The sequence below is a fragment of the Vreelandella lionensis genome (assembly GCF_044543515.1).
Classification (GTDB): Bacteria; Pseudomonadota; Gammaproteobacteria; order Pseudomonadales; family Halomonadaceae; genus Vreelandella; species Vreelandella lionensis.
The window spans coordinates 89,074-114,560 of the sequence record NZ_JBITWC010000014.1 but is presented as its reverse complement, the minus strand read 5'-3'; the positions used below and the strand labels follow the sequence as shown (position 1 = coordinate 114,560).

General features: G+C 57.5%; 21 protein-coding genes. 11 read left to right on the top strand and 10 right to left on the bottom strand.

Features of this window, described 5'->3' with window-relative positions:
- Positions 1 to 279: 279 nt before the first annotated feature.
- Both ACIGG6_RS10610 and ACIGG6_RS10605 read right to left on the bottom strand, forming a co-directional pair.
- On the bottom strand, positions 280 to 1,539 hold the full coding sequence (locus tag ACIGG6_RS10610; RefSeq protein WP_399844394.1) for a PD-(D/E)XK nuclease family protein: 1,260 nt from the start codon (positions 1,537 to 1,539) through the stop codon (positions 280 to 282).
- A 9-nt stretch (positions 1,540 to 1,548) separates the two neighbouring features.
- Positions 1,549 to 2,721, bottom strand: coding sequence for a UbiH/UbiF/VisC/COQ6 family ubiquinone biosynthesis hydroxylase (locus ACIGG6_RS10605; RefSeq protein ID WP_062372280.1), 1,173 nt, complete (start codon positions 2,719 to 2,721; stop codon positions 1,549 to 1,551).
- A gap of 96 nt (positions 2,722 to 2,817) precedes the next feature.
- On the opposite strand from ACIGG6_RS10605, the gene ACIGG6_RS10600 reads away from it, so the two are divergent.
- The 5 genes from ACIGG6_RS10600 (at position 2,818) to ACIGG6_RS10580 (ending at position 7,631) form a co-directional block, all read left to right on the top strand.
- Positions 2,818 to 3,684: an NAD-dependent protein deacetylase gene (locus ACIGG6_RS10600; RefSeq protein ID WP_399844392.1), complete on the top strand. Its 867-nt coding sequence runs from the start codon at positions 2,818 to 2,820 to the stop codon at positions 3,682 to 3,684.
- Between the two features lie 141 nt (positions 3,685 to 3,825).
- Positions 3,826 to 5,319, top strand: a complete 1,494-nt coding sequence (locus tag ACIGG6_RS10595) for a YdiU family protein (RefSeq protein ID WP_399844391.1) — start codon at positions 3,826 to 3,828, stop codon at positions 5,317 to 5,319.
- Positions 5,320 to 5,382: 63 nt separating this feature from the next.
- Positions 5,383 to 6,429 (top strand): DNA polymerase IV, encoded by a 1,047-nt coding sequence (gene dinB / locus ACIGG6_RS10590; protein WP_399844389.1) that lies wholly within the window; start codon positions 5,383 to 5,385, stop codon positions 6,427 to 6,429.
- A 104-nt stretch (positions 6,430 to 6,533) separates the two neighbouring features.
- The gene (locus ACIGG6_RS10585) at positions 6,534 to 7,340 is read left to right on the top strand and encodes an alpha/beta fold hydrolase (RefSeq protein ID WP_399844388.1); all 807 of its coding nucleotides are present in this window, start codon (positions 6,534 to 6,536) and stop codon (positions 7,338 to 7,340) included.
- Positions 7,341 to 7,382: 42 nt separating this feature from the next.
- The gene (locus ACIGG6_RS10580) at positions 7,383 to 7,631 is read left to right on the top strand and encodes a YkoF family thiamine/hydroxymethylpyrimidine-binding protein (RefSeq protein ID WP_008958845.1); all 249 of its coding nucleotides are present in this window, start codon (positions 7,383 to 7,385) and stop codon (positions 7,629 to 7,631) included.
- 35 nt (positions 7,632 to 7,666) lie between these two features.
- On the opposite strand, the gene mapR is transcribed toward ACIGG6_RS10580, so the two are convergent.
- Entirely contained in the window at positions 7,667 to 9,076 is a 1,410-nt protein-coding gene (gene mapR / locus ACIGG6_RS10575; RefSeq protein ID WP_399844386.1) for a GntR family transcriptional regulator MpaR, read from the bottom strand.
- Positions 9,077 to 9,283: 207 nt separating this feature from the next.
- Between mapR and ccoG the strand changes: the two genes are divergently transcribed.
- Positions 9,284 to 10,714: a cytochrome c oxidase accessory protein CcoG gene (gene ccoG, locus ACIGG6_RS10570; RefSeq protein ID WP_399844384.1), complete on the top strand. Its 1,431-nt coding sequence runs from the start codon at positions 9,284 to 9,286 to the stop codon at positions 10,712 to 10,714.
- A 70-nt stretch (positions 10,715 to 10,784) separates the two neighbouring features.
- The gene (locus ACIGG6_RS10565; RefSeq protein ID WP_399844383.1) at positions 10,785 to 11,432 is read left to right on the top strand and encodes a hypothetical protein; all 648 of its coding nucleotides are present in this window, start codon (positions 10,785 to 10,787) and stop codon (positions 11,430 to 11,432) included.
- A gap of 66 nt (positions 11,433 to 11,498) precedes the next feature.
- On the opposite strand, the gene gabT is transcribed toward ACIGG6_RS10565, so the two are convergent.
- From gabT to csiR, 6 genes are all read right to left on the bottom strand, one after another.
- Positions 11,499 to 12,773: a 4-aminobutyrate--2-oxoglutarate transaminase gene (gabT, locus tag ACIGG6_RS10560; RefSeq protein ID WP_399844382.1), complete on the bottom strand. Its 1,275-nt coding sequence runs from the start codon at positions 12,771 to 12,773 to the stop codon at positions 11,499 to 11,501.
- A 31-nt stretch (positions 12,774 to 12,804) separates the two neighbouring features.
- Positions 12,805 to 13,374, bottom strand: coding sequence for a PAS domain S-box protein (locus tag ACIGG6_RS18280; RefSeq protein WP_451923650.1), 570 nt, complete (start codon positions 13,372 to 13,374; stop codon positions 12,805 to 12,807).
- Positions 13,375 to 14,169, bottom strand: a complete 795-nt coding sequence (locus tag ACIGG6_RS10545) for an EAL domain-containing protein (RefSeq protein ID WP_399844381.1) — start codon at positions 14,167 to 14,169, stop codon at positions 13,375 to 13,377.
- A 245-nt stretch (positions 14,170 to 14,414) separates the two neighbouring features.
- Positions 14,415 to 15,629 carry a CaiB/BaiF CoA transferase family protein gene (locus ACIGG6_RS10540; RefSeq protein ID WP_399844379.1) on the bottom strand — a complete coding sequence of 405 codons (1,215 nt, stop codon included), beginning with the start codon at positions 15,627 to 15,629 and terminating at the stop codon, positions 14,415 to 14,417.
- Between the two features lie 53 nt (positions 15,630 to 15,682).
- On the bottom strand, positions 15,683 to 16,861 hold the full coding sequence (locus ACIGG6_RS10535; protein WP_188637705.1) for an acyl-CoA dehydrogenase: 1,179 nt from the start codon (positions 16,859 to 16,861) through the stop codon (positions 15,683 to 15,685).
- Positions 16,862 to 16,945: 84 nt separating this feature from the next.
- Positions 16,946 to 17,635 (bottom strand): DNA-binding transcriptional regulator CsiR, encoded by a 690-nt coding sequence (gene csiR, locus ACIGG6_RS10530; protein ID WP_399844378.1) that lies wholly within the window; start codon positions 17,633 to 17,635, stop codon positions 16,946 to 16,948.
- A gap of 109 nt (positions 17,636 to 17,744) precedes the next feature.
- Here csiR and lhgO point away from each other — a divergent pair, with 109 nt between their 5' ends.
- From lhgO to ACIGG6_RS10510, 4 genes are all read left to right on the top strand, one after another.
- Positions 17,745 to 18,938, top strand: a complete 1,194-nt coding sequence (gene lhgO, locus ACIGG6_RS10525) for an L-2-hydroxyglutarate oxidase (RefSeq protein WP_399844376.1) — start codon at positions 17,745 to 17,747, stop codon at positions 18,936 to 18,938.
- Between the two features lie 157 nt (positions 18,939 to 19,095).
- A complete protein-coding gene (locus ACIGG6_RS10520) occupies positions 19,096 to 20,055 on the top strand; it encodes a TAXI family TRAP transporter solute-binding subunit (protein ID WP_399844375.1) in 960 nt (319 codons plus the stop codon).
- Between the two features lie 19 nt (positions 20,056 to 20,074).
- On the top strand, positions 20,075 to 20,569 hold the full coding sequence (locus tag ACIGG6_RS10515) for a DUF1850 domain-containing protein (protein ID WP_399844373.1): 495 nt from the start codon (positions 20,075 to 20,077) through the stop codon (positions 20,567 to 20,569).
- 104 nt (positions 20,570 to 20,673) lie between these two features.
- The gene (locus tag ACIGG6_RS10510; RefSeq protein WP_399844371.1) at positions 20,674 to 22,686 is read left to right on the top strand and encodes a TRAP transporter permease; all 2,013 of its coding nucleotides are present in this window, start codon (positions 20,674 to 20,676) and stop codon (positions 22,684 to 22,686) included.
- A 107-nt stretch (positions 22,687 to 22,793) separates the two neighbouring features.
- Here ACIGG6_RS10510 and ACIGG6_RS10505 read toward each other — a convergent pair whose 3' ends face one another.
- Positions 22,794 to 25,322, bottom strand: coding sequence for a penicillin-binding protein 1A (locus ACIGG6_RS10505; RefSeq protein ID WP_399844370.1), 2,529 nt, complete (start codon positions 25,320 to 25,322; stop codon positions 22,794 to 22,796).
- Between the last annotated feature and the right edge of the window lie 165 nt (positions 25,323 to 25,487).

The following is a 25,487-nucleotide window of genomic DNA, read 5'->3' as shown; positions in this document are numbered from 1 at the left end:
AACGACGGCACAGTGCTATAGGGATGATCAGCCCAGAGGCGTTTGAAGTCCGAATGATCGCTTAAACGAGTGTCCACTGTTGCTGGGTAAGATCAGTTATGCGGCACAAATCGCTGCCCGCCAAGTATTCGTTTACCACATGCAATCGCCTGAGGTACTAACCATTGCGCTTGCCCCGCAAGGCGGTAAATGGGGGCTGCAAGAAGCACGTGGTTATTGCAATGCGCTGCCTAGCGAAGCGTCATTAGAGGCAATACAGCGATGGTTGTCAGCTGGCTCTTAGGCTTGCTCTGCGGGAAGCGTTGCTGTCTGAAAAGCGTGTTCATCCACCCATGCCGCCAAATCACCCAGTGCCTTCATAGCACCTGCCTTGGTGTATTCATAGGGCCAGGCACTTAACACTAACCAGCGGCCCTTGGCTTCGTACCAAGTATCATGACCATTGCCATCTTTGTATCCACCATCTCTGTACCAAGTGCAGTCCGGCTGTTTGGTGATAGGCGTTACTCTCAGAAATGACTGTTCAATTTCTTGCAGCCAAGGGCCACTGCTTTTCTGATTTTCCAGATATGCTCGAATCTCGAAACCTATACTTTCATCGCCTTCCGATTCCGATGAAGGGTAATAAACAAGGCATATTTGAGAGGCACCAGCCTTACTCCAAGCACTTGGAAAAAAACGCCATACTCTCGTCTGCTCATTCCAAATATCCGGTTTATTCTTGGTGTTGATATCAGTGACCGCTATCTGCAACGCAGCAGCGATGTGGCTTTTTCCTTCCGCCATCAACTCTTGGTCGAGTTGTTCCAGGCGCTGAGATGCTTCGTATAAGTCATGAAAATGCTTTAACGAAAACTCTAGTTCCTTTTTCGTCATGGTCTTCTCTTCCGTGGGCTGGGCAATAGAGGTGAGGTGCTGCAGCAATTCCTGATAAAAAATTTGCCATTTCGTCTGATCAGCGGGCGCTACATCTTGCCCATACAGCGCATAAGCCGAGGCTAATAGTTCCGAGTAGGATAGTGTCGGCCAGCCTGCCTCTTTAGCGGGAACCCAAACGCTTTCCTTGGAGTCATCCGGACATAAAACGCATCGGTAAGCTTTAACCGCATAGCTGTTCAGCAAGCTGTCGTAGGCATCAAACGGGTTATGCTCCGCCGAAGCCCATACTTTATGCTCGATACCTACGACGAAGTCGTTTCCCGACACCACTAGATCCAAACGCTTCGTCGATGCGCTTTCGACGCTCCAACTCCCTGCTTCTCGCTCAGTGGTAACTGCTTCCCAGTCGACTTGCTGTAGGTGTTCGTCATCGAAGTGGCCTTTACGCACGAGTGCGTGTAGCAACGCCTTGGCTAACCAGCGAGGCGCCCCGGGGTGGCCGCCCATGAAGAAGGCCATTAAGTCTGATAAGCGGTTTTCATGCTGGCCAGGGCCTGCAACGGAGAACAAATTGGGGGTAGGGGGTTCCGGCTTGGGCAGTAGTGCCAACTTCTCGAAAAACCGTTCTAACGCTGCCAAATTAGCTGACTCTGAAGACATCAAGTACCCCTAAAACATTCTGAACGGATTTAACCCATTGGCTTGCTGCATCATCATACGCTTGGCAAAAGGCACGCGCTCGGCCAAATGCAGGCTGAGATCGCCCAGTTGGCGCAGCGGTTTTGCGCCGGTGAACAGGTGGTGGAAGCTGTCGGTGGCCGCGATCATCGCTTGGTTGGCGAGGCGGCGCTGGCATTCGAAGCGGTGCAGGCTGATGTGGTCGCCGGGGTCGCGGCCTTTGATGATCAGCTCGGCCAGGGTGTCGGCGTCGTGTAGGCCGATGTTCAACCCTTGCCCGGCCAGCGGGTGCACTACGTGGGCGGCATCGCCAATCAGTGCGAGGCGTTTGCCGATGTAGCGCTTGGCGTGCTGGCGCTTAATGGGGAAGCTGGCCCTCGCCACAATACGGGTGAGCTTGCCCAGGCGTTGGGGGAAGGTGGTTTCGATGGCGTGCTGGAGCGCGTTGTCGGAGAGCTGTTCGCGGGCTTTGGTGGCTTCATTGCTGTCGTACCACACCAGCGAGGCGCGCTGGCCGGGCAGCGGCAGCATGGCAATCGGCCCTTTGGGGGTAAAACACTGCCAGCTAACGTCCTGCTGGGGCAGCTCGGTCTCGACGTTAATGATCATCGCCCGCTGGTGGTAGTCGTGGCTGGTCACGCCAATGCCTGCCAGCTCGCGTAGCGTAGAGCGCGCGCCGTCGGCCCCCACAATCAGCCGGGCACTTAGGGTTTTGCCGTTATCCAGCTCTAGCATGCGGGCGGTGGTGGCCGCCATGGTGCTCAGCGGAGCGCACTGGGTATAGCAGGTCACGCTGGGCAGTTCTTCCAAGCGTTGCCACAGGGCGTACTGCAAAGCGCGGTTTTCGATAAAAATACCGAAGTCGTTCATGCCGCTCTCTTCGGCGGAGAACACGGAGTGGCCGGTGCCGTCCTGATTCGCCACATCGATATGTCGGAACGGGCAGCAGCGCTCGCCGGGCAGTATCGCGCCGCTGGCTTTCACGAACGCGAGCGAACGGGCGTTCAGCGATGAAATACGCAGGTCGTAGTCGCCGCTGGCGGGTTTCGGGGCGCTGCCGCGCTCGACGAGCCCTACGGAAATGCCCGCCTGACCTAGCCTTGCCGCGAGGGCCGCGCCCACCATGCCGCCACCGACAATAATAATCTCGTGATCCCACTGCATGAGAGGCTCCTTACTCCGCTATCGAGGGCACATTGCATGTGCTTATATTGTCATACAGTATCGTTGACTTGTCGCAGTATTGCCTAGGGTGATCCATTGACGCAGGCCGTGGAAAGTACACAAAAACGCGAGAGCAGCCAGGTGGCCGGGGAAGCCCTGGCCGCGTTCATCAAACGCTACCCCAAACTCTGGGTGATTACCGGGGCGGGGGTGAGTACCGACAGCGGGATTCCCGATTACCGCGATGCCGATGGCCAGTGGAAGCGCCCGCCGCCGGTGCAGCACGGTGATTTTATGAGCTCCTTCGCCGTTCGTCAGCGCTACTGGGCGCGGGCGCTGGTCGGCTTCAAAGCCATGCGCGAAGCCCAGGTGAGCGGGGCACATCGGGCGTTGGCAGAGCTGGAGGCCATGGGTCATGTGGATTTGCTGGTCACGCAAAACGTGGACCGCCTGCACCAGCGGGCGGGCTCGAAAAAGGTGATCGATCTTCACGGCAGGGCGGACGTGGTGGCCTGTATGGCCTGCGGCTATCAAATAATGCGTCACGCCATGCACAGCGAAATGGCGCGTATGAACCCAGCCTTTGCCGCGTTGGATGCCCGCCACGCGCCGGATGGCGATGCGGATCTGGAAACCGATTTCTCCACCTTTAACGTATTGGACTGCCCGCGCTGCCGAGGCATCCTCAAACCGCAGGTGGTCTACTACGGCGATGTGGTGCCCCCGGCGCGTCGGCTGGCAGCCCAGGCGGCGCTGCAGCAAGCCGATGCGGTGTTGGCAGTGGGCACGTCGTTGATGGTCTATTCCGGCTACCGCTTCTGCCGGGATGCCCACGCCATGGGTCTGCCCGTGGCGTCGCTCTCGCTGGGCGTGACCCGCGCCGATGGGTTCTTGACCCACCAGTGGCGCGCGCCGCTAACGCCGGTGCTGGAATATGCGGTTGGGCGTCTGAAAAAGGGCTAACGTGTTTTGGATACCGGCGGGTTACTATCGAAGCGAGCAATTTCATATTGGTTAAGAGGCTCTCTGCGACAGGCTATCGCCAATTACTTGAGTAAACTGCTAGGGTATTCCTAGACGATAAACTGAAAAGCGGAGTTGCCCGTGCTGACCTTTGAACACCAGTTTGCCACGCTGCCAGAGCCTTTATGGGTGGCTTGCCAGCCTACGCCCGTGGCGCAGCCCAGCCTGATCGCGTTTAACGATGCCTTGGCCGTGGCGCTAGGCATGCAAACGCGGCCCGACGATGCCACGCTGGCCCAATGGTTCAGCGGTAACCAGCTACCGCCAGGGGCCCAGCCTAGAGCGCTGGGCTACGCCGGGCACCAGTTCGGTAACTTCGTACCCCAGCTTGGCGATGGTCGCGCGCTGCTATTGGGCGAAGTGGTGGACCAGCAGGGTGAGCGCCGAGATGTGCAGCTAAAAGGCAGCGGCCGCACGCCGTTTTCTCGGGGTGGCGATGGTCGTTCGCCCCTTGGCCCGGTGCTTCGCGAATACTTGGTGAGCGAGTTCATGGCCGCCGTGGGCGTACCCACCACCCGCGCCCTGGCGGCCGTCTCTACGGGCGAGCGCGTGGTGCGCCAAATGGCCGAGCCGGGAGCCGTGCTGACCCGTGTAGCCAGCAGCCATATTCGTGTAGGCACGTTCCAGTTTGCCGCCGTTCGCCGCGATGAAGACGCGCTAAAAGCGCTGGCCGACCATGTGATTGCCCGCCACTACCCAGAGGCGGCCAATGCTGACGATCCGTACCTGGCGCTGTTGGAGGCGGTGACCGCCCGCCAAGCGGCGCTAGTGGCGCGTTGGATGAGCTTGGGCTTCATTCACGGCGTGATGAACACCGACAACTGCAGCATTGCCGGTGAAACCATCGATTACGGCCCCTGCGCGTTTATGGAGCAGTTCGACCCGCAGAAGGTGTATAGCTCCATTGACCAGGGCGGGCGCTACGCCTTTGACAACCAGCCGGGCATTGCCCAGTGGAACCTGGCCCGTTTTGCCGAAACCCTATTGCCGCTGATGCGCGCAGAGGGCGACGCCGTGGTAGAGCAGGCCACCGAGGTGCTACGCGGCTTTACCGCTCGTTTTGGCGCCGAACAGCGCCGCCTGCATGCCGACAAGCTGGGCCTTGCCCCGGAAAGCGATCGCGCCGTGGCGCTGATGGAAGCGCTAGAGATCCAGATGCATCAAGGCCGCATGGACATGACCGCGACGTTCGACGCGTTGACGCACTATGCCAAAACGCTGGGTGCCCAAGCCTTGAGCGCGGACACGTCAGCCCACTCCCAAAAAGAGGCGCTGCTGGCGCTGACCACGCAGCCCGCTGGCCTGACCGCTTGGCTGGCCGACTGGGAAAACGCCCAGCAAGCGAGCCAGCAGAGTGAGCGTCTGGAGGCCATGCGCCGCGCCAACCCGGTGGTGATTCCCCGCAACCACCGCATTCAAGAGGTCATCGATGCGGCGGTAGAAGGTGATTTCGCGCCTTTCCACACGCTGCTCGCGGCGGTCACGCAGCCCTTTGATGAATCCGCAGAAGCGCGCCGCTTGGCCGTCCCGGCCACGGAAAGCGAACAGGTATTGCGCACCTTTTGTGGTACGTGACGGCGGCACACCCTGTGATAAACTGTGCTTTTTTACAGTTAATGGCGGAGGCAAGGTCGGCCTGTGCGCAAAATTATCCACTGCGACTGTGACTGCTTCTATGCGGCGGTAGAAATGCGCGATAACCCCGCGTTAACCGATATCCCTATTGCCATTGGCGGCAGTGTGGAGCAGCGCGGGGTGGTGGCCACCTGTAACTACCCGGCGCGCAAGTTCGGCATTCACTCCGCGATGCCCATGGCTCAGGCGCTCAAACGCTGTCCCCACCTCACGGTGATTCGTGGCGATATGGCGAAGTACAAAGATGTTGCCCGCCAGGTGTTTGCCATCTACCGCGATGTCACCGAACTGATCGAGCCGCTCTCGCTGGACGAAGCCTTTCTGGACGTCTCGGAGGTCACGCTTCACCACGGCAGCGCCACCCGTATGGCCGAAGCCATTCGCCATCGGGTGAAGCAGGAAGTGGGCATTACCGTCTCGGCGGGTGTGGCACCCAACAAGTTTCTCGCCAAGATCGCCAGCGACTGGCGCAAGCCCGATGGGCTGTTTGTCATCACGCCAGACGATATCGACGCCTTCGTGCAGCAACTGCCGGTGAAAAAAATCCACGGGGTGGGGCCGCGTACCGCTGAAAAATTGGCGGAGCTGGGCATTCAGACCGGCGCGGATCTGCGCGCCCGGCCGTTGACCGAGCTGGTGGACCGCTTTGGCCGCTTTGGTCATCGGCTACACGAACTTAGCCACGGGCGCGATGAGCGCCCGGTCAAAACCCACCGCGAGCGCAAGTCGATCAGCACCGAGCAAACCTACTCTCAAGACTTACCCACCTTGGAAGCCTGCCGTCGTCAGCTCCCCGAGCTGATTGGCGATTTAGAGCGCCGCTACGCTCGCCTAGACCCGGCCCCCGCCGTGCGCGGCGTAATGGTGAAGGTCAAGTTCAACGACTTCACCCAAACCACCGTCGAACACGCCGACCCCGCACCCAACTTGGAGCAGTTCGAAACCTTGCTGAACGTGGGCTGGTCCAGAGGTGAGCGTCCCGTGCGCCTGCTGGGGGTGGGGTATCGGTTGGCGGAAGAGACGGCAGTCCAGCAGCTCTCGCTGTTTTAATTAGCAGGTTAATCCTTGGGTGGATTGACGGGTACTCAGGCTCGCGTTAAAACAGACGTATGATAGATAGCGCTTCTTCCCGTTAGCCTAACTGCGAGCCTGCCATGCCTGCCGATGCCACCCAACGCCCCCGCTTAGTGTTTGCCCATGCCAACGGCTTTCCCGGTTTGAGCTACCGCAGCCTGTTAGACCCGCTGGCAGAATCGTTCGATTTACACCCGCTAGATCGGCTAGGCCACCACCCGGACTACCCGGTGAACCACAACTGGGGCAACTTGGTAGAGGAGCTGCTTAGCTACCTCCCCGATACTGACGAGCCGTTGCTGGGCGTGGGGCATTCGCTGGGCGGCACGCTGATGGCCATGGCTGCGGATAAGCAGCCGGAGCGTTTTCGCGGTGTGATCATGCTCGACCCGCCGCTGATGCTGGGGCCAGACGCCTGGGCCATGAAAGCGGCCAAGCGGTTTGGGTTCATGGACCGTATCACCCCCGCGGGTAAAACCAAGGGGCGGCGCACGGTGTGGCCCAGCCGTGAGGCCATGGTGACCTCGCTGCGGCGGCGGGGGCTGTTTCGTCGCTTTACCCCCGAGGCACTCAACGACTACATTGAAGCAGGCACGCGGCTTTTAGATGACGGTAGCGCCGAGCTGACCTTCGACCCGCGCATCGAGCTGGAAATTTTCCGCCACCTGCCAGATCACCTCTCTAACCTGCCGCAGCGCGTAGGCGTACCCGTTCAACTGGTGGCGGGGCAGCAGTCGCACTTGATGACGCCTTCACGGCTCAAGCGCATCGCTCGTCGCGGGCTGCCGGTGAGTACGGTGCCCGGCACGCACATGTTCCCGATGGAACACCCGGAAGAGACGCGCTCAGCGATCTTGGCCGCGTGGCAGCAGTTTCAAACAGCGTAGCCTTAGAGGTGATGCAGCCATAGAAGCGATTAAGGAGACGATATGTACCTTTCCGTACAGCTGAGCTACTACCCGCTGGCCGATGATTTCAAGCCCGTGGTGAAAGAGGTGGTCAAACGTTTAGAGGCTACAGGTCTGGAGGTTCATCCCAACCGAATGAGCACCCAGGTATTTGGCGAGTTCGATGAGGTAATGGCAGCACTGAGCGACGTGATGAAATGGTCGTTCGAGACCCACGGCAAAGCCGTGTTTACGGCTAACTTTTTAGAAGGTGATCGGCGGCCTCGGTAAATAACGCCATCGCGCGCGTGATGTTCTTCATAGCGCTAAAAAAGGCTCAATAACGTGCCCAGCGTTTCCATCCCTCGTTCGCTGCGTTGGGTCCAGGGGTGGCCATAGCTTAAGCGAATGCAGTGGCGAAACTGTTGGGTCGCGGAGAAAATGGGGCCTGGCGCGAGGCTAACGCCATGGTCGAGCGCTGTGCGAAATAGCTGCAGCGAATCCACGTGTTCGGGAAACTCCACCCAAAGGAAATAACCGCCCGCAGGTCGGGTGATGCGCGTATGCGCTGGGAAGTAGCGATCTGCCGCCGCCAGCATACTGGTTTGTTGAGCTTCTAAGGCATGGCGAAGCTTGCGCAAATGGCGGTCGTAGCCACCGTGTTGTAAATAGTCAGCAATGGCGGCCTGGGCGGGGATGGAGGGGGAAATGGTGGTCATCAGCTTTAGCCGCGAGATCTCTTGGGCATAACGGCCGCCCGCTACCCAGCCCACCCGATAGCCGGGTGCCAAGCACTTCGAGAAAGAGCTGCAGTGAATCACTAAGCCCTCATCATCAAAGGCCTTAACGGGGGCGGGCGGCGTGCTGCCAAAATAGAGCTCGGCATACACGTCATCCTCTAGCATGGGCACTTGGTGCTGCTTTAATAACTGGTAAAGCACCTGTTTGCGCTCGTTGCTTAGGCTGGCGCCGATGGGGTTCTGCAGGTGGCTCATAAACCAGCAGGCTTTGATGGGCAGCGTCGCTAATCGCTCTGCCAGCACGTCTAGGTCAACCCCTTCCCGAGGGTGAACCGGAATTTCCACCGCACGCAGTTTGAGCCGCTCCAACACTTGTAGGCTGGCATAAAAAGCAGGTGACTCAATCGCTACCAAGTCCCCTGGCTGAGTCACGCACTGTAGGGCTAGATTGAGCGCCTCCATTGCACCATTGGTAATCACCAGTTCGTCCATCGGCAGCTGAATGCCACCCAGCATGTAGCGCAGAGCAATCTGCCGACACAGGTCGGTATGTCCGGTGGTCATATCAGCCACTACCTGTTGGGGCGAAAGCGCCCGCAAGCCACGTGTCATGCTGATACTTAAGCGAGAGAGTGGAAACAGCTCAGGGCTAGGGAAAGCTGAGCCAAAGGGTACCGTTTGGTCATCCTGCAGTGAGTCCAGCACCGAAAACACCAGCTCGCTGACCTGCACCTCCGCTGGGTCGGTGGGTTGTAGCGTGACGCGGGGTTCGTTGATCAGGCGCCGTGCATGTTCACGAACAAAGTAGCCCGAGCGCGCTCGAGCGCTGATAAGCCCCTGGTTTTCCAGTAAGTAGTAGGCCTGAAACACTGTCGACGGGCTAATGCCGTGATGGCGGCTCGCCTGGCGCACGGACGGTATGCGCTCGCCAGGGCCCAGTACGCCCTGGCGAATCAGCGTGGCTATTTCGTCGGCAAACTGTTCATAGCGTTTCATGGAATAAACTCGCTGGTGCTTGGCGCGGGTGCTTAGTGGGATCAACAGAATCGATACTCTCAATCAAAAGCATATCAAAACTGATACGGCTTTTTTCTCTAAAACTGCATCTGTTTTAGTGGTTGGCTGGGAGAGCATAGTAGCGGTTCATTCGGTGATGCCCCTCGACCGTATAGATCGCCACTCCCCCCTTTTCTGGATATCGGTATGACGCAACGCATTCCACTGCAAGACCTAACCAGCGATGCAGCCGTTGAACACCATTCGCCTCAGGCGAAAACTACGGGTCGCTCGCCATCCACGTCTGGGCATATCTATGTGCGAGAGATACAGGGCTTTTTTCAGCGCATAAGGCGTTATTCCAACTGGCTGCTGATAGCGCTCTATGTGGGCTTGCCATGGCTTCAGTGGGGTGACCGCCCCATGGTGTGGTTTGACCTCTCTGCCCAGGAGTTTCACCTTTTTGCAGCGACGTTTTACCCTCAAGACTTTATCTTGCTGACTTGGATTCTGGTGCTGTGTGCGTTTGGATTATTCTTGATCACGGTGGCGGCGGGGCGAGTGTGGTGCGGCTATAGCTGCCCGCAGAGTGTCTGGACGTTTCTGTTTATTTGGTTTGAGCACCGCCTGGAGGGGCCAAGACACCGTCGGATACGCCGCGACAACGCATCTAACACGCTGGGGTCGTTATGGCGAAAAGGCGCTAAACATACCGCTTGGCTACTGATTGCGTTGGTAACGGGCGTCACCTTCGTGGGATATTTTACGCCGGTGGGTGGGCTCGTAAGGGATCTATTCAGCCTAGAGGCGCACCCTTGGGCGCTTTTTTGGATCGGTTTTTTTACTCTGTTTACCTATCTGAACGCTGGCTGGTTGCGCCATCAGGTGTGTCTGCACATGTGCCCCTATGCACGCTTTCAGTCGGCCATGTTTGATAGCCATACGCTGATTGTTTCTTACGATGCCGCCCGTGGTGAGCCCCGCCGTGGTCATCGCAAAGAGGTCGCGGAAGCGGCTGCTGGGGACTGTATTGATTGCGAACTGTGCGTTCAGGTGTGCCCCACGGGGATCGATATTCGTGATGGCCTGCAGTATGAGTGTATTGGCTGCGCGGCGTGTATCGATGCCTGCGATAGCGTGATGGCGCGTATCGATAAGCCGCTGGGCCTGATTCGCTACACCACCGAGCGCGCGCTAGAGGGCAAACCTACGCGGTTTTGGCGACCTCAGCTGTTGGCTTATATGGCGGCACTGTTTTCTATGGTGGTTTTGTTGATCGGTTTCTTGAACGCCCGGGTGCCTATGGATGTAGAGGTCGCCCGAGATCGTCAGACGCTGTTTGAAAGCACGGCCGAGGGGCGCATTATTAACTACTACACTGTGACGCTGCGCAATCAAGATACGAAGGAGCACCAATACGCGCTATCTGCCACCGGTTTGCCCGGCCTGCGTTTACAAGGAGCTGATACATTCGTCTTGGCCGCTAATGAAACGAGGCAGTTACGCGTGGCGCTTAATGCTGACGCGTCAGCGTTGACCCAGCCGAGCCACCCGGTGGTGCTGCACATTGTTGCGTTAGATGAGCCTTCGATCTCCTCTAACATCGAAACGCGGTTTTTGGGATCGACCCGTCAGTAAGAGGGAGGCTAAGTGGGTGTGAGTGTGAGGCTAAGTAGATGTGAGGATAAGTAGGAATGAGGATAGATAAATGATAACCGTGCTAATTTTCTTGATGATATTCGTGGGCGTAACAGCCGCTTGGTACCAGATTTACCAAATGCACTTTAATATCAATACGCCTAACGTTGCGAAGCTTTCGGGTAATAAAAGTAGGCAGCTGGATACGCTCACAGCTGCTCAGGAAACGTCGTCGGATGAAGCCGATGCGTCACGCTTTGAAGAGGCAGCAACGCGCATCTTTGGGCGTGGATTTAACATAGACGCCCTTCGCATTGCGTTCTCTCAGGAGGGGCGAGAGGCCTATGGGCTGCCGCTTCTGCGCCGTCAGAGAAAACTCACTCGTCCTTCGTCGCATCAGGCAGGAGAGGGCGGTGTTCGCGTGCGTCATCTGCGGTTGTTCAAGACGCGCTTGCCGTCTATCAACGTCAGGAGTGCGTTCATCCTGGCGGTGATCGCAAACTGTGGGTTGGTTCAGCTACTGGCGGCGATGAGTGTGTATACCATTCACTACTCAGTAGACGTGTCGGTTTTAGCGTGGGTTAACCAGCCGGTGATGATTCTAGCGGCCATTTGGGGCGTGGTGCTCCTGAATACTCTGATATTTAGATGGGATGCTTACACGCATGATCTTTATCAGATCAGACAGTTGAACCAGCAGGCGCCCCTGTTCAACTGACAAAATATGATGTGTAAAAACGACAACGCCGCCCCATGGGGCGGCGTTGTGGGTGGTGCAGAGCGCTTAGATCAGCGATTCCAGACAGGATTCGATGATATCCAGGCCTTCGTTCAGCACGCTATCTTCAATGGTGACCGGCATCAGGAAGCGGATGGTGTTGCCGTACATACCGCACGAGAGCAGGATAAGGCCCTCTTCGCGGGCTTTCTTGCACAGCGCTGCCGCCAGTTCTGGGTTTGGCGTGCGGTCGGTTTTGTTGTTGACCAGCTCAAATGCTGCCATTGCGCCCATGTTGCGCACGTGATCGATGCAATCAAACTTGCCTTGCCACTCGTTAAAGCGCGCTGCCAGTTTGTCGCCCAGCGCCTGGCTCTTCTCAAGGATATTTTCCTCTTCGAAGACTTCCATCACCGCCAGCGCGGCTGCGCAGGCAGTGGGGCTACCGGTGTAGGTACCGCCCAGGGAGTTCGGGCCAGAGGCGTCCATCACTTTGTCGGTGCCCACGATGGCAGAGATCGGCATACCGTCGGCCATACTCTTGGCCATGGTCATCATGTCCGGCTCGACGCCGCTGTGCTCAATGGCAAACATCTTGCCGGTACGGCCAAAGCCGGACTGCACTTCGTCGATGATCATCAGCATGCCGTGCTCATCGCAAATTTCGCGAATCTTCTTCAGGAAGCTGGTCGGCGCGGGGTAGAAACCACCTTCACCCAGTACTGGTTCAAGAATGATCGCCGCTGTGTCTTTCGGGTTGGCGTCAGTTTTCAGCGTCATTTTCAGGCCGCGAATCGCTTCGTCTTCGCTGACGCCGTGGTAAGGCACCGGGTAGGGGGCGCGGAATACAGTGCCCGGCATTGGGCCGAAATCGGTTTGGTAGGGCGCGACCTTGCCGTTCATTGCCATGGTATAGAAAGTACGGCCGTGGTAGCCGCCATCGAAACAGATGACATTAGAGCGACCGGTAGCGGCGCGGGCGATCTTCACCGCGTTTTCCAGCGCTTCAGCACCGGAGTTTGCCAGCATGACTTTGGCGTGACCACGTACAGGGACGATGTGGCTCAGCTTCTCGGCCACTTTAACGTAGCCCTCGTAGGGCATAACCGTTTGGCAGGTGTGCATCACCTTATCCAACTGGGCTTTCACAGCGGCCACGACTTTGGGGTGACGATGCCCCACGTTCAAGACGCCGATACCGCCAGCGAAGTCGATAAAGCGGTTGCCGTCGGCGTCCCAGATCTCAGCGTTTTCGGCGCGGTCCGCAAAAGCGGTGGCGGGGCTTGCAGCGCCCGCCGCGACGTATTTCTGCTTTAGTTCGTTTAGCTCGGCATTGCTCATGACTCAGCTCCTTAAAGGATAGGGTGTTGCTCTAGCATAGTGCGCAATAGCGTTGATCACACTGATGACGATGCGATGACAATTCGATTGCGCCCTGCCTGTTTCGCCTGATACATCGCTTTATCCGCGCGATCAAGCATTCGAGTACTCGACGTTTCAATGTAACACGCGATGCCTGCTTTAAGCGCTCTTCAAGCCGTTTGCGGTCAGTGATATCAACAATAAAGGTGACCTTGCGAGAGGCACCGTCGTCACCTTCAATGCGGGCCGCTTCGGCTAAAATGGTGCGAGTTTCGCCGTTTTTACAGCGCACTTCCCACTCTTGGCGCAGCTCCCGGGTTTCATCACCTTGGATAAACTCATCATGCAGCTGGCGCATCTGGGGGCGATACGCTTCTGGCACTACCAGGGTAAAGTGTTGGCCAATCAGATCCTCTTCCTGATAGCCGTAGAATTGGCAGTAGGCAGGGTTGACCATCTCAAAATGCCCGTGAGGGTCGGTAATACAGATCCCCAAAGGCGCTGTCTTGATCACGTTTTCTGTATTGCGCTTGGAACGGTTTACCAGTTGGTAAAGATGATCTGTATTCATATCTGTCATTCAGCTCTCCGAGCTTAGTTGGGCTTCCTTGCGTAACGCTTCCAACAGTGGCGTTAATTCAGTGCCCAATGCGCCAATGGCGGGCTTGGCGTAGAAAAAGCCTTGCTGCCGGGTAATGCCCGCACGGGCAAGCCATAGGGCTTCGGCGCGAGTTTCTACCCCTTCGGCAATCAGCATCATGTCGAGTTCGGCGGCGAGCAGAATAATGGCATTTATCAGAGCTTGGCGGCGGGTGTCGTGGTCGCAGTTCATGACCAATTCTCGGTCGATTTTCAACTTATCGGGGGCGAGATCGGTGAGGAGATCCAGGTTAGCGTAGCCGTTACCAAAGTCGTCGAGGGCGGTTTTAAAGCCCATGGTGCGGTAAGCGTCGATGATATTGCACAGGTGCTGTCGATCGCGAACCCGCTCGGTTTCGGTAATCTCAAAAATAAGCTTGTCCGTCGGCCAGCCCACCCGCTGAGAGACTTCGAGCGTCGCTTGAATGCACGCTTCCGGTTCGTAAACCGCATTGGGCAGAAAGTTGATCGACAGATCACTCTCCATGCCCAGTCCGCTGGCAAGCTCAATCGCTTTTACGCGGCAGGCTTGATCAAAACGGTAGAGCAGGTCGTCTGTTACTTGGGAAATCACACACCAGGCAGACTCGCCATTTACTCCCCTCACTAGCGCCTCATGGGTGACTACACGGGCCTGCGCAACATCCACAATGGGTTGAAACGCCATCGTGAACTCAAAGGGGAGCTCTCCTTCACAGCGTTTACACGTCCCGTTCACCCGTGCGCAGTTACCCATAATGTCTCCTGAAGTGTTCGTTCGCTTGTTTGGCGGAGTTATATTGCACTGTTTAATGAAAAAGTGTGAGTACGTTATTGTTTTCTAAACAAATTTCACGTTTGAAGGTAGTAGCAGTCTAGCGCTTTGGAGAATTTGTGTATAGATTTTGTACAAAATAGGGCGCTGTTTAAGCAGGCTGTTTGCAGCCGTAAAAAAACGCCCGTCTGGGCGTTTAAAAAGGGTGCTACAAAAAATAGGAGGGTTTAAATAATACCCGCTTGGCGCAGTGCTATTCGTTGCTCGTCGGTGATGCCGATGGCATCCAGCACGCTGTCGGTGTGTTCGCCTAGCGTGGGCGGTGCGGTTTGGGCACTGATGGATTCGCCGTTAATACGAATCGGGTTGGCCACTAAGTGCACTTCCCCTGCTTGGCGATGGGGCAGCGTCTGCTTCAGGCCGCGAGCTTTCACGTGGGGGTCGTCAAAGACGCGATCTAGGGTATTAATCGGCCCGCAGGGCACGCCTACCGCTTCAAATGCCGAGAGCCACGTATCGGTAGGCTGTGATGCTAGGGCGAGTTCTAATACCGGCACTAGTGTCTCGCGATGCTGTACACGGCTACCGTTGGTGGCAAAGCGTTCATCTTGCGCCAACTGCGGCTGATCGATCACTTGGCAGAAGCGCTTGAACTGCTCGTCGTTGCCCACCGCCACAATCATATGGCCATCCGCCGTGGCAAACGCTTGGTAGGGCACAATATTAGGATGGGCGTTGCCTAACCGCTGAGGCACCTGACCGGAGGTCAAATAGTTAAGCGCCTGGTTCGCCAACACGCCTACCTGAACATCCATCAGAGCCAAATCAATGTGGCAGCCTTCGCCGGTGTCGCGGCGCTGGTAGAGCGCTGCCAGCACTGCGTTGGCGGCATACAAACCGGTAAAGATATCGGTAAACGCCACGCCGCTTTTGACCGGGCCACCGCCGGGTTCACTGTCCGGCTTGCCGGTCAGGCTCATAATGCCGCCCATGGCCTGAATCATAAAGTCGTAGCCCGCCCGGTGGGCGTAGGGGCTTTCCTGGCCAAAGCCGGTAATCGAGCAGTAGATAATGCCGGGGTTTAGCGCCTTTAAACTGGCGTAATCCAGGCCGTACTTCTTTAGCCCGCCGACTTTGAAGTTCTCCAGCACCACATCCGACTGAGCGGCAAGCTGTTTAATCAGCGCTTGGCCTTCGGGCTTGGCCATATCTACCGTCACCGAGCGCTTACCTCGATTGGCGCAAAGGTAGTACGCCGATTCTGTGCTGCCGGAGAGCCAAGGAGGCCCCCAATGGCGCGTGTCATCGCCGCTTTGGGGGCGCTCAATCTTGATCACCTCGGCACCCATGTCGGCCAGCATCTGCCCGCACCAGGGGCCTGCCAGTACCCGAGAGATATCGAGGACTTTGATGCCTGCCAGGGGCTTTGCGGCTGTGCTCATTGGGTGCCTCGTTGCTGGTGATCGATTCGTTGGTATGCGTTAGTCGGTATGGATTAGAAGAAGGACTGAATGCCGGTTTGCGCGCGGCCCAGGATCAGGGCGTGCACATCGTGGGTACCTTCATAGGTATTCACGGACTCCAGGTTCACCATGTGACGAATGACGCCATACTCGTCAGACACGCCGTTACCGCCGTGCATGTCGCGGGAAACGCGGGCGATATCCAGCGCTTTACCGCAGTTGTTGCGCTTGATCAGCGAGATCATTTCCGGTGCCCAGTTGCCGCTGTCCATCAGGCGACCCACCTGCAGGGCGGCTTGAAGGCCCAGGGTGATCTCTGTCTGCATATCGGCCAGCTTCTTCTGGATGAGCTGGTTGGCGGCGAGCGGGCGGCCAAACTGCTTGCGGTCCAGGGTGTACTGGCGGGCGGCGTGCCAGCAGAATTCAGCGGTGCCCATCACGCCCCAGGCAATGCCGTAGCGCGCTTTGTTCAAGCAGCCGAAGGGGCCTTTCAGGCCGCTAACGTTGGGCAGCAGGTTCTCTTCGGGAACGAAGGCGTTGTCCAGCACGATCTCGCCGGTGATAGAGGCACGCAGTGACACTTTGCCTTCGATTTTCGGGGTAGAGAAGCCTTCGGTGCCGCGCTCAACAATAAAGCCTTTGATCTGATTATCGTGGGCGGCAGATTTCGCCCATACCACGGCAATATCGGCAATCGGGCTGTTGGTGATCCACATTTTCGCGCCGGTCAGGCGGTAGCCGCCATCGACTTTTTCCGCGCGGGTGATCATGGAGCCCGGGTCGGAGCCGTGGTCGGGTTCGGTCAGGCCAAAGCAGCCGACCATCTCGCCGCTGGCAAGTTTGGGCAGGTACTTATGCTTCTGCTCTTCCGAGCCGTAGGCTTCAATGGGGTACATCACCAGCGACGACTGCACGCTCATGGCAGAACGGTAGCCGGAATCGACACGTTCTACTTCGCGGGCAATCAGGCCGTAGGCAACGTGGTTCACGCCTGCACCGCCGTACTCCGGGGAAACTGTCGCGCCTAGCAGGCCTAACTCACCCATCTCCGACATGATGTCGCGATCAAAACGCTCTTCACGGAAGGCGCTGAGCACGCGTGGCTGCAGGTTTTCCTGGCAGTAGTCGTGAGCCGCATCGCGGATCTGGCGCTCTTCGTCGGTGAGCTGGCTTTCCAGCAGTAGCGGGTCGTCCCAGTTAAAGCGTGTCATAGCGTGAACTCCGAAAAGTGATCTTGTTGAGCCCAATGTATCGCCGTTATTTAAAAATATCTACATTTTTTTAAAACGCAGAATTTAATGGATGCCACGGGCTTGAAGTACCCGAGTAATGATCGGCACCGGCGTCATTAGGTGGTCACGCATCAGGTTGGCGGCTTGCTCAGCATTTCGCGCCAGAATCACGTCGACCAGGGCGGCATGCTCTTGGCGTTTGGTTTCAAGGGCTTGAGGCGACATGACGGTCTCTTGCAGCCATAAGTGGCGGTAGCGCTCTACCTGATCAAACAGGGTGTCGCGCATTTGCAGCAGGTGCGGCGAGTTACAGCCACTGGCGATGGCGGTGTGAAATGCTTTATGGCGTAAATCCCAGCCATCCAGCAGCTCATCGGGGGAGCTAACCTCGGTTACCTTGGCTAAGCGGTGGGCGGTAGCCAGCACGCTGGCTTCCCAATCGTCATCGCCGCGCTCAATCGCTAAGCGCAAAATTAGCCCTTCTAACTGGGCGCGGGCATCGTAGATATCGTTCAGCTCGGCCAGCGACATCGCCGCCACCCGATAGCCGCGCTGGCTAATCGCTACCACTAAACGGTCGGCCACCAGTTGAGAAAGCGCTTCGCGCAGCGGCCCCGTGCTCACTCCGTAGTACTCTTTTAAGCGGCTCATTAAGAGCTTCTCTTCAGGCGCGTAGCGGCCGCGAATGATGTCGTGCTTAAGCGCGTGATAGGCGCTAATCGCGAGGTTTTGGCGCGGCGCATCGTGCTCCATAAGAACTCCTTAGACCAACGTGTTAGACCAATGTAGGGACGTAGCGATCAACGTGAATTAACGGCTATTATCAATAAATTTTGAAAATTTGGCACAGGTAACGACATTCATGTGGGATTTCATCATTGTGGGCGGCGGTATTTTAGGCTTTTCTACCGCTATGCAACTGCAGCAGGCCTACCCGGATAAGCGCCTGCTGGTGGTTGAGAAAGAGTCGGGGGCGGCCCAGCACCAAACTGGCCACAACAGCGGGGTGATTCACGCGGGGGTGTACTACACGCCGGGTAGCCTGAAAGCGAAGTTTTGCCTAGAAGGCAACCGCGCCACGCGTGAGTTCTGCGACCAGCACGATGTGCGCTACGACATTTGCGGCAAACTGCTGGTAGCCACTAATGTGCTTGAGAAGCAGCGCATGGAGGCATTGTGGGAGCGCACCGCCGCCAACGGGCTGGAGCGTGAGTGGCTGGAAGCCGACGCGCTCAAGGAGCGCGAGCCTAATATCACCGGCGTGGCGGGCATTTTCGTGCCCTCCAGCGGCATCGTGAACTACGCCGAGGTGACCCGCGCCATGGCGGCGGAATTCAAACGCTTGGGTGGTGAGATCCGCTTTAACCACTGTGTGACCGGCCTTGAAGAGCGTGCTGACGAAGTGGTGGTGACAACTCAGCAGGAAACATTCACAGGCCGCTATTTGGTCTCTTGTTCTGGCCTGATGGCGGATCGAGTCATTCGTATGCTGGGCAAAGACCCTGGCTTTACGATCTGCCCGTTCCGTGGGGAGTATTACCTGCTACCCGAGCGCCACAACCGGATCGTCAACCACCTGATTTACCCGATTCCTGACCCCGCCATGCCGTTCTTGGGCGTTCACTTAACGCGCATGATCGATGGCACGGTGACCGTTGGCCCTAACGCGGTGCTAGCGCTGAAGCGTGAGGGCTACCGCAAGCAAGACATGTCGTTAAGCGATATGGGGCAGATGTTCACGCATCCCGGTATTTTGAAAGTGCTGGGTAAACACCTTAAACCCGGGCTGTGTGAGATGAAAAACTCGCTTTATAAGCGCGGATATCTTGATTTGGTGCGTAAGTACTGCCCCAGCTTAACCCTTCAGGATTTAACGCCTTATCCTGCGGGGGTACGCGCTCAGGCGGTCTCCAATGACGGTAAGCTGGTGGATGATTTTCTGTTTGTGAATACGAAGCGTACGGTGAACGTGGGCAATGCCCCGTCGCCTGCGGCGACCTCGGCGCTGCCGATTGGTGCTCATATTGTGGAGCACGTTAAAGCACTGTTGAAATAGGGTGAAAGCGGTTTGCTGCATTAGCATCTCACGCACCAGCCGTGCTAACTTCTGTGCACCGCCCCGGGCAGCCGTTCACGGCGACTCGGGGCTGGGGCTTCACACCTCCTTTACGTCAACCATACCTATAAGTCCAAGTAGGACGGAGGAAACGCTCATGCGAACTCTAAAATATACCGTAGCAGCATCCATGTTAGCCGTCGCACTGCCGGCCAGCGCGCAGCAGCTCTCAATTGCCACCGGCGGCACCGGCGGGGTGTATTACCCTATCGGCGGCGGCTTTGCGGAAATGATCAACAACCACATCGAAGGTGCTCAGGCCACGGCCGAAGTAACCGGTGCGTCTGTTGAGAACATGGGCCTGATCATGCGCGGCGATGCCGATATGGCGCTGGCGCTGGCCGATACGGTCTATCAGGCGTACACCGGTACCGGCGATTTCGATGGCCGCCAGATTGAGAACACCCGCGCGCTGGCGTCTGTGTATCCCAATGCTGTGCAGCTGGTCACCCTGGCTGAGTCTGACATTCAGAGCATTGCGGACCTAGCCGGTAAGCGTGTGTCTGTTGGCGCGCCGGGTAGCGGTACCGAGCTTAACGCTCGCGCCCTGCTGGAAGCGAACGGGGTTAACTATGAAGACTTCACCCCCCAGCGCCTGAACTTCAACGAAACCGCCGATGCGATTCGTGATGGCGACATCGACGCCGGTTTCTGGAGCGTAGGCCCGCCCACCAGCTCTATCCTGAACCTGGCAGCCACTCGCGATATTCGCCTGATTAGCCTGACGGATGAAGAGATTGCTAACGCCCAGGAAGCTGAAGCGGTATTTGCTCCTTACGAGCTGGCCGCAGGCATGTACGACGGTATGGACGAAGCGGTTCAGACCATTGGTATTCCCAACGTACTCGTCGTCAACTCTGATATGGATGAAGAGCTGGCCTACCAACTGACCCAACTGCTGTTTGAAAACACCGATGAGCTGATCGCGGTTCACCCGGCCGCCAACGACACCACCATTGAGTTCACCATGAACTCTACGCCGGTGCCGCTGCATCCGGGCGCGATTCGCTACTTTGAAGAAGTCGGCGCCGAGATTCCGGACCGTCTGCGTCCGTAATTGATCAAGGAGCACGGCCATGCAGTGGCAACGAAGACTGATGGCGCTCTTGTTGATAAGTGGTTTGTACGCCGAAGCGGGGGTTACCCCCGCTTCGGCGGCTGCGTCTATGCGCTTAACGATCGTGACCGATCAGGGCGAAACGCTAGTGGATGCAGCCGCGCCTGAAGGCAGCCGCTGGTGCATCCAGTGGCAGCACTCTGTGGAGCATTTCACGGTGTTGGATTGTTACCGCAACGTAGACGGCACGATGCAGTTAGAGCGTAGTCATCAACCGGATTTTGCCGCAGGGCTTGGGCATATCTATGGACGCGGCGAGCAGGTGTCCGACGGTGAGGGCGGGTACTGGATCAACGCGATTAACGAGCCGGTTGCCAACAACCGCTATGTGCTGCGGGTGGGGTCAACGGCGGTTAATCATCGCGTGGTATGGCCGTCTAACGAGCACACCACGGTAAGTTTGAGTGAGCGCGCTGCCGGGCAACGCGTCACTATTGAGCTGTCTGCATCCTAAGCATCAACCGCTATTTTTTATCACTCAGCGCTTATCTCATTACGGTTTCATAAAAATTAAGTGGGTATTAACCCCCTAAGTTAGCTAACGCTTCCGAGGACTTCATGAACGAATCCACGCCACCACCGGTTATCATGCCGGGCGGTAATGCGATTCAACCCCGCTTCGTTTTATGGTGTATCACCATCGTGGCGGTGGGACTGTCGTTATTCCAACTCTATTCGGCGGGTATCCAGCCGTTGGGCTTGTTTTACCAGCGCAGTATTCACTTGGCGCTGATTATGCTGTTGGCATTTTTAATGTTCCCTGCTTTTGGGCCCAACCGTAAACGCGGTGTATTGGGGTGGGGGATTGATCTGATCTTTTTTGCTGGGGCGTTGATTACTGGCGGTTATTTGGTATTCAACCTCGATGCGATATTCAGCCGCGCCGGGTTCTGGAACGAGACCGATATACTCGTCGCCTGCATTGCCACGGTGACCGTGCTGGAAGCCAGCCGCCGTGCAGTGGGCTTCGGTATGACGGTGATTGGCTTATTAGCCATTATCTATGCTTTTGCTGGCCCTCGGGGTGAGCTGCCTTGGCTGGGCGAATGGATGCCCGGGATCATGGAGCACCGTGGGTATAGCCTTGACCGCGTAGCGGGCCAGCTTTACCTGGGCCAAGAGGGCATCTTTGGCCTGCCGCTGGGGGTTGCTGCCACTTATATCTTTATCTTCGTGCTGTTTGGCGCGTTTCTGGAAAGCACCGGCGCAGGTAAGTTCTTTATTGATATGGCGTATGCCGCCACTGGTCGCCAGCGTGGTGGCCCCGCCAAAGCCGCTGTGTTGGCATCGGCGGGCATGGGGTCTATTTCTGGTAGCGCCATTGCTAACGTGGTGACCACCGGCGCTTTTACCATTCCCCTGATGAAAAAGTTGGGCTATCAGCCTAAACAGGCGGGTGGCATTGAAGCGGCAGCCTCTACCGGCGGGCAAATTATGCCGCCGCTGATGGGCGCTGGCGCGTTTTTGATAGCGGAATACACCAATACGCCGTACCTGGAAATCGTCAAAATCAGTATTTTGCCGGCGATTATGTACTTTGCGACGGTGTACCTGTTCGTGCACATCATTGCCTTGAAGCAAGGCATGCAGGGCATGGCCAAAAGCGAGCTGCCGCAAATGCGTCAGGTCATGAAAGATGGCTGGCACTTCCTGCTACCGCTGGCGGTGCTGGTGTGGCTACTGGCCATGAGCATGTCGCCCATGCGGGTGGGCTATTACGCCGTGGTGACCATGGTGATAGTGGCGGTGATGCGCTACGCGCTGTGGTACTTCTTTGTGGCACCTAAGCAAGGCCAGCCAGTGACCGTTGAGCGTACCAAGTCGGTGATATGGGCGGGGCTAGTGAAGCTAGTACAAGGCTTGGAGCTTGGCGCGCGCAATGCGGTGGCGGTCTCTATGGCCTGTGCGGTGGCGGGCATTATCGTTGGGGTGGTGGGCCTGACCGGCCTGGGTCTGAAATTCTCCTCCATGATGCTGGCGTTCTCCGGCGGTAACCTAGTGCTGGCGCTGTTGATGGTGCTATTGGCGAGCCTGATTCTGGGGATGGGCCTGCCAGTGACCGCGAGCTACATCGTCCTGATCGTACTGGTTGGCCCGGCGCTCACGGCTGAGTTTGGCGTGCCGTTGTTGATCGCTCACTTGGTGGTGTTCTGGTACTCCCAGGACTCGAATGTGACGCCACCGATTGCCTTGGCAGGGTTTGCGGGGGCTGCGATTGCGGGCAGTAAACCCATGGAGACGGGCTTCCAGGCTTGGAAGTTTGCCAAAGGGCTCTATCTGATTCCGCTGTTTATGGTCTTCAACCCAGAGATCATTATTGGTGGTCCGGTGCTGGTGGTGGCCTGGAACGCGGTCATTGCACTGCTCGCGCTCTGTGCGTTTGCTGCATCCCTTGAGGGCTACCTGTTTACGCGTATGTCCTGGCTGCCGCGCTTAGCCATTGGTGGGGCCATTTTTGGGGTGTTCTACCCGAACCTCTGGACAGAAATTGCTGGTGTCGTGGTGATGATTGTGATCATTGCCGCCAACTGGCAGGCCAGTAAGCGTGAGGCTACGCCGGTCACTGGTTGATCCGGTTAGCGTGATGATAAAAGGCGTCCTATAAAAAAGCCCGGAAACTTAGGTTTCCGGGCTTTTGCTTGAGTAGCTAGCCCGTAGGCTAGCCGGTGGTTAGCGAATTAGAAGATCGACTCTGCGGTGCCCGAGCCTTGTGAACCGCTGGCCTCTTCAAGCTCTTGGCTAATACGGCGGGTCTGGAAGTCTGGCAGGTGATCCTGGTGGAACAGCTCCGAGATACCGCCTGACTGGTCATCGTGCAGGCGACGGCCGGTATTCGGATCCACCCGAGCAGTGACGATAGTGTCAGGACGCTCTGGTAGCGCAGAGGGCGTACCTTCCAGCGCATCACCCATGAAGTCGATCCAAATCGGTAGTGCTGCATTCGCGCCGTACTCGGCAATGGTGTCGTTGCTGTCTTTACCGACCCACACCGTTGTCACGAGATTGCTGTTGAAACCGGCAAACCAAGCGTCCCGCTGGCTGTTGGTCGTACCGGTTTTACCGACGATATCCTCACGATTAAGACTCAGCGCTGCCCGGCCCGTGCCCGATGTGATGACGTCGCGCAGCATGTCACGCAGGATGTACACCGCGGCGGCGTCGGCAACGCGGGGCGCCACTGGGTAGCTTTTGCCATCAATCTCGACGGTCTCCTGGCCTTCGGCACAGTTAACGCAGGCGACTTGGGGAGTGGCTTCATCGATGATCTCGTTGTCATCGTCACGGGTGACGCGCTCAATAAACCAAGGGGCGACTTGGAAGCCACCATTGGCGATCACCGCGTAGGCGTTGGTCATTTCCATCGGCGTGAGGCTGGCGCTGCCTAGTGCCAGTGACAGGCCACGGGGCAGGCGCTCAGGCGCAAAGCCAAACCCTTCGAGGTACTGAATGGTGTGGTCGAGCCCCATGGTTTGCAGAACGCGAATGGTGACGAGGTTGCGCGAGCGGGCTAGGGCCGGACGCAGGCGCATCGGCCCTTGGAAGTCGCGGCTGGAGTTCACCGGGCGCCACAGCGAATCGCTGCCGTCGTCCAGCACCACCGGCGCGTCATTAACCACACTGGCGGCGTTCATTTCGCCATCTTGCAGCGCGGCGAGGTAGATAAACGGTTTGAAGATCGATCCTGACTGGCGCTGTGCCTGTACAGCGCGGTTGAATTTACTGGCGTTAAAATCAAACCCGCCCTGTAACGCTAGGATGGCGCCAGTGCGTGGGTCCTGGGCTACCAGCGAGCCTTCTGCATCGGGGCGCTGGGAGAGGCGCAGTGTGCCTTCGTCGGTTTCCATTACGCGAATCAGGTCACCACGCTTGGCAATCTGGTCGGCGCTGCTGGGTTCGGCACCACGGCTACGCGGGCCTAAGTAGGGCTGTGCCCAGCTTAGGCCATCCCAGGCAATGGTTTGCAGCTCACCGCCGCGGGTTAATACCTGCATTTCACGGCCGCTGCTCTCTACCACAATCGCGGGCTGTAGCAGACCGTAGTTGGGCGTGCGCTCCAGTACTTGAAGCCAGTTGCTCACATCGCCATCTACGCCTTCGACTTCTGTTTGGCTACGTTGCGCTGCCTGACGGGCAGTTTGGCGAATCTCAGGCGACTCAGATAGCTCCTCTTCCAAGCCTTGGGTGTTGGTCTGCTCTTGAGCTTCTACCAAGCTGGGCGCGATGTCCTCTTGCTCGGCGCCGCGCCAGCCGTGGCGTAGGTCGTACTCGATCAGGCCGTTGGCCAGTGCTTGGCGGGCAAACGGCTGCAGCTCGCTATCAATAGTAGTGTAAATACGGTAGCCGCCGGTGTAGGCGTCATCGCCAAAGCGCTCAATGGCATACTGGCGAGCCATCTCTGCCACATAGGCCGCGTCCACTTCGGCTTGGGTGTAATGGCGGCGAGCGGTGACCGGCTCTTGCACGGCATTTTGGTAGATATCGTTATCGATATAACCAAGCTCGCGCATACGGAACAGAATCCAATTACGACGGATAAGCGAGCGCTCAGAGTTCGCCAGTGGGTTAAAGGCAGAAGGCGCTTTGGGTAGCCCAGCAATCATGGCGGTTTCGGCCAGGCTCAGCTCGGCAAGCGGCTTGTCGTAGTAAGTCTCGGCGGCGGCAGCAATGCCGTAGGCGCGGTTACCCAGGAAGATTTTGTTGACGTAAAGCTCAAAAATCTCCTCTTTATCGAGGATCTGCTCCATCTGCAGGGCTAGCAGAATCTCGCGGATTTTACGTGTGAAGGTCTGGTCCAGGGTCAGCATGTAGTTACGCGCGACCTGCATGGTAATGGTCGAGCCGCCCGACTGAATGGTGCCGCCGCTCTGCACTAGCTCCACCGCTGCACGGGCTAAGCCGCGTGGGTCTACGCCTGCGTGGTCAAAATAGCTGGCATCTTCTGCCGCAATCAGCGCATTAATCATATCCTGTGGGATATCGTCGAAGTCGATCGCCATGCGGCGCTCTTCGCCGAATTCGCCAATCAGTTTGCCGTCGTTGGTGAAAATACGCAGCGGTGTGTGCAGTTCAAAATCCTGCAGTTGGCGAACGTCGGGCAGTCCCGGCGAGAAGTAGATAGCGGCACCAATCACCGCCAGTATGACCGCGCCTGAGAGCGCAACAACCAGCGAAAATAGTGACAACACAAGAGTTCGTAAAAACGTCATGAACAGTGGGCACCCGTGAAAAGAAGAGTAGGTATGGTGGTGTAACCGCCATAGCGCGCAATTGGCTGCCATTATAGGAAGGGGAGGCAGCGGCCACCAGTGTTGATATAGCGAGGAGCATGGGCGTGTGCCTTAACTCAAAATCATGTAACCTCGAAACTCGCA

Bases quoted from the DNA above. Each gene is read 5' to 3' on its own strand.
- ACIGG6_RS10610 (WP_399844394.1), bottom strand. From the start codon at position 1,539: ATGTCTTCAGAGTCAGCTAATTTGGCAGCGTTAGAACGGTTTTTCGAG.
- ACIGG6_RS10605 (WP_062372280.1), bottom strand. From the start codon at position 2,721: ATGCAGTGGGATCACGAGATTATTATTGTCGGTGGCGGCATGGTGGGC.
- ACIGG6_RS10585 (WP_399844388.1), top strand. From the start codon at position 6,534: ATGCCTGCCGATGCCACCCAACGCCCCCGCTTAGTGTTTGCCCATGCC.
- ACIGG6_RS10580 (WP_008958845.1), top strand. From the start codon at position 7,383: ATGTACCTTTCCGTACAGCTGAGCTACTACCCGCTGGCCGATGATTTC.
- mapR (WP_399844386.1), bottom strand. From the start codon at position 9,076: ATGAAACGCTATGAACAGTTTGCCGACGAAATAGCCACGCTGATTCGC.
- ccoG (WP_399844384.1), top strand. From the start codon at position 9,284: ATGACGCAACGCATTCCACTGCAAGACCTAACCAGCGATGCAGCCGTT.
- ACIGG6_RS10565 (WP_399844383.1), top strand. From the start codon at position 10,785: ATGATAACCGTGCTAATTTTCTTGATGATATTCGTGGGCGTAACAGCC.
- gabT (WP_399844382.1), bottom strand. From the start codon at position 12,773: ATGAGCAATGCCGAGCTAAACGAACTAAAGCAGAAATACGTCGCGGCG.
- ACIGG6_RS18280 (WP_451923650.1), bottom strand. From the start codon at position 13,374: ATGACAGATATGAATACAGATCATCTTTACCAACTGGTAAACCGTTCC.
- ACIGG6_RS10545 (WP_399844381.1), bottom strand. From the start codon at position 14,169: ATGGGTAACTGCGCACGGGTGAACGGGACGTGTAAACGCTGTGAAGGA.
- ACIGG6_RS10540 (WP_399844379.1), bottom strand. From the start codon at position 15,629: ATGAGCACAGCCGCAAAGCCCCTGGCAGGCATCAAAGTCCTCGATATC.
- ACIGG6_RS10535 (WP_188637705.1), bottom strand. From the start codon at position 16,861: ATGACACGCTTTAACTGGGACGACCCGCTACTGCTGGAAAGCCAGCTC.
- csiR (WP_399844378.1), bottom strand. From the start codon at position 17,635: ATGGAGCACGATGCGCCGCGCCAAAACCTCGCGATTAGCGCCTATCAC.
- lhgO (WP_399844376.1), top strand. From the start codon at position 17,745: ATGTGGGATTTCATCATTGTGGGCGGCGGTATTTTAGGCTTTTCTACC.
- ACIGG6_RS10520 (WP_399844375.1), top strand. From the start codon at position 19,096: ATGCGAACTCTAAAATATACCGTAGCAGCATCCATGTTAGCCGTCGCA.
- ACIGG6_RS10515 (WP_399844373.1), top strand. From the start codon at position 20,075: ATGCAGTGGCAACGAAGACTGATGGCGCTCTTGTTGATAAGTGGTTTG.
- ACIGG6_RS10510 (WP_399844371.1), top strand. From the start codon at position 20,674: ATGAACGAATCCACGCCACCACCGGTTATCATGCCGGGCGGTAATGCG.
- ACIGG6_RS10505 (WP_399844370.1), bottom strand. From the start codon at position 25,322: ATGACGTTTTTACGAACTCTTGTGTTGTCACTATTTTCGCTGGTTGTT.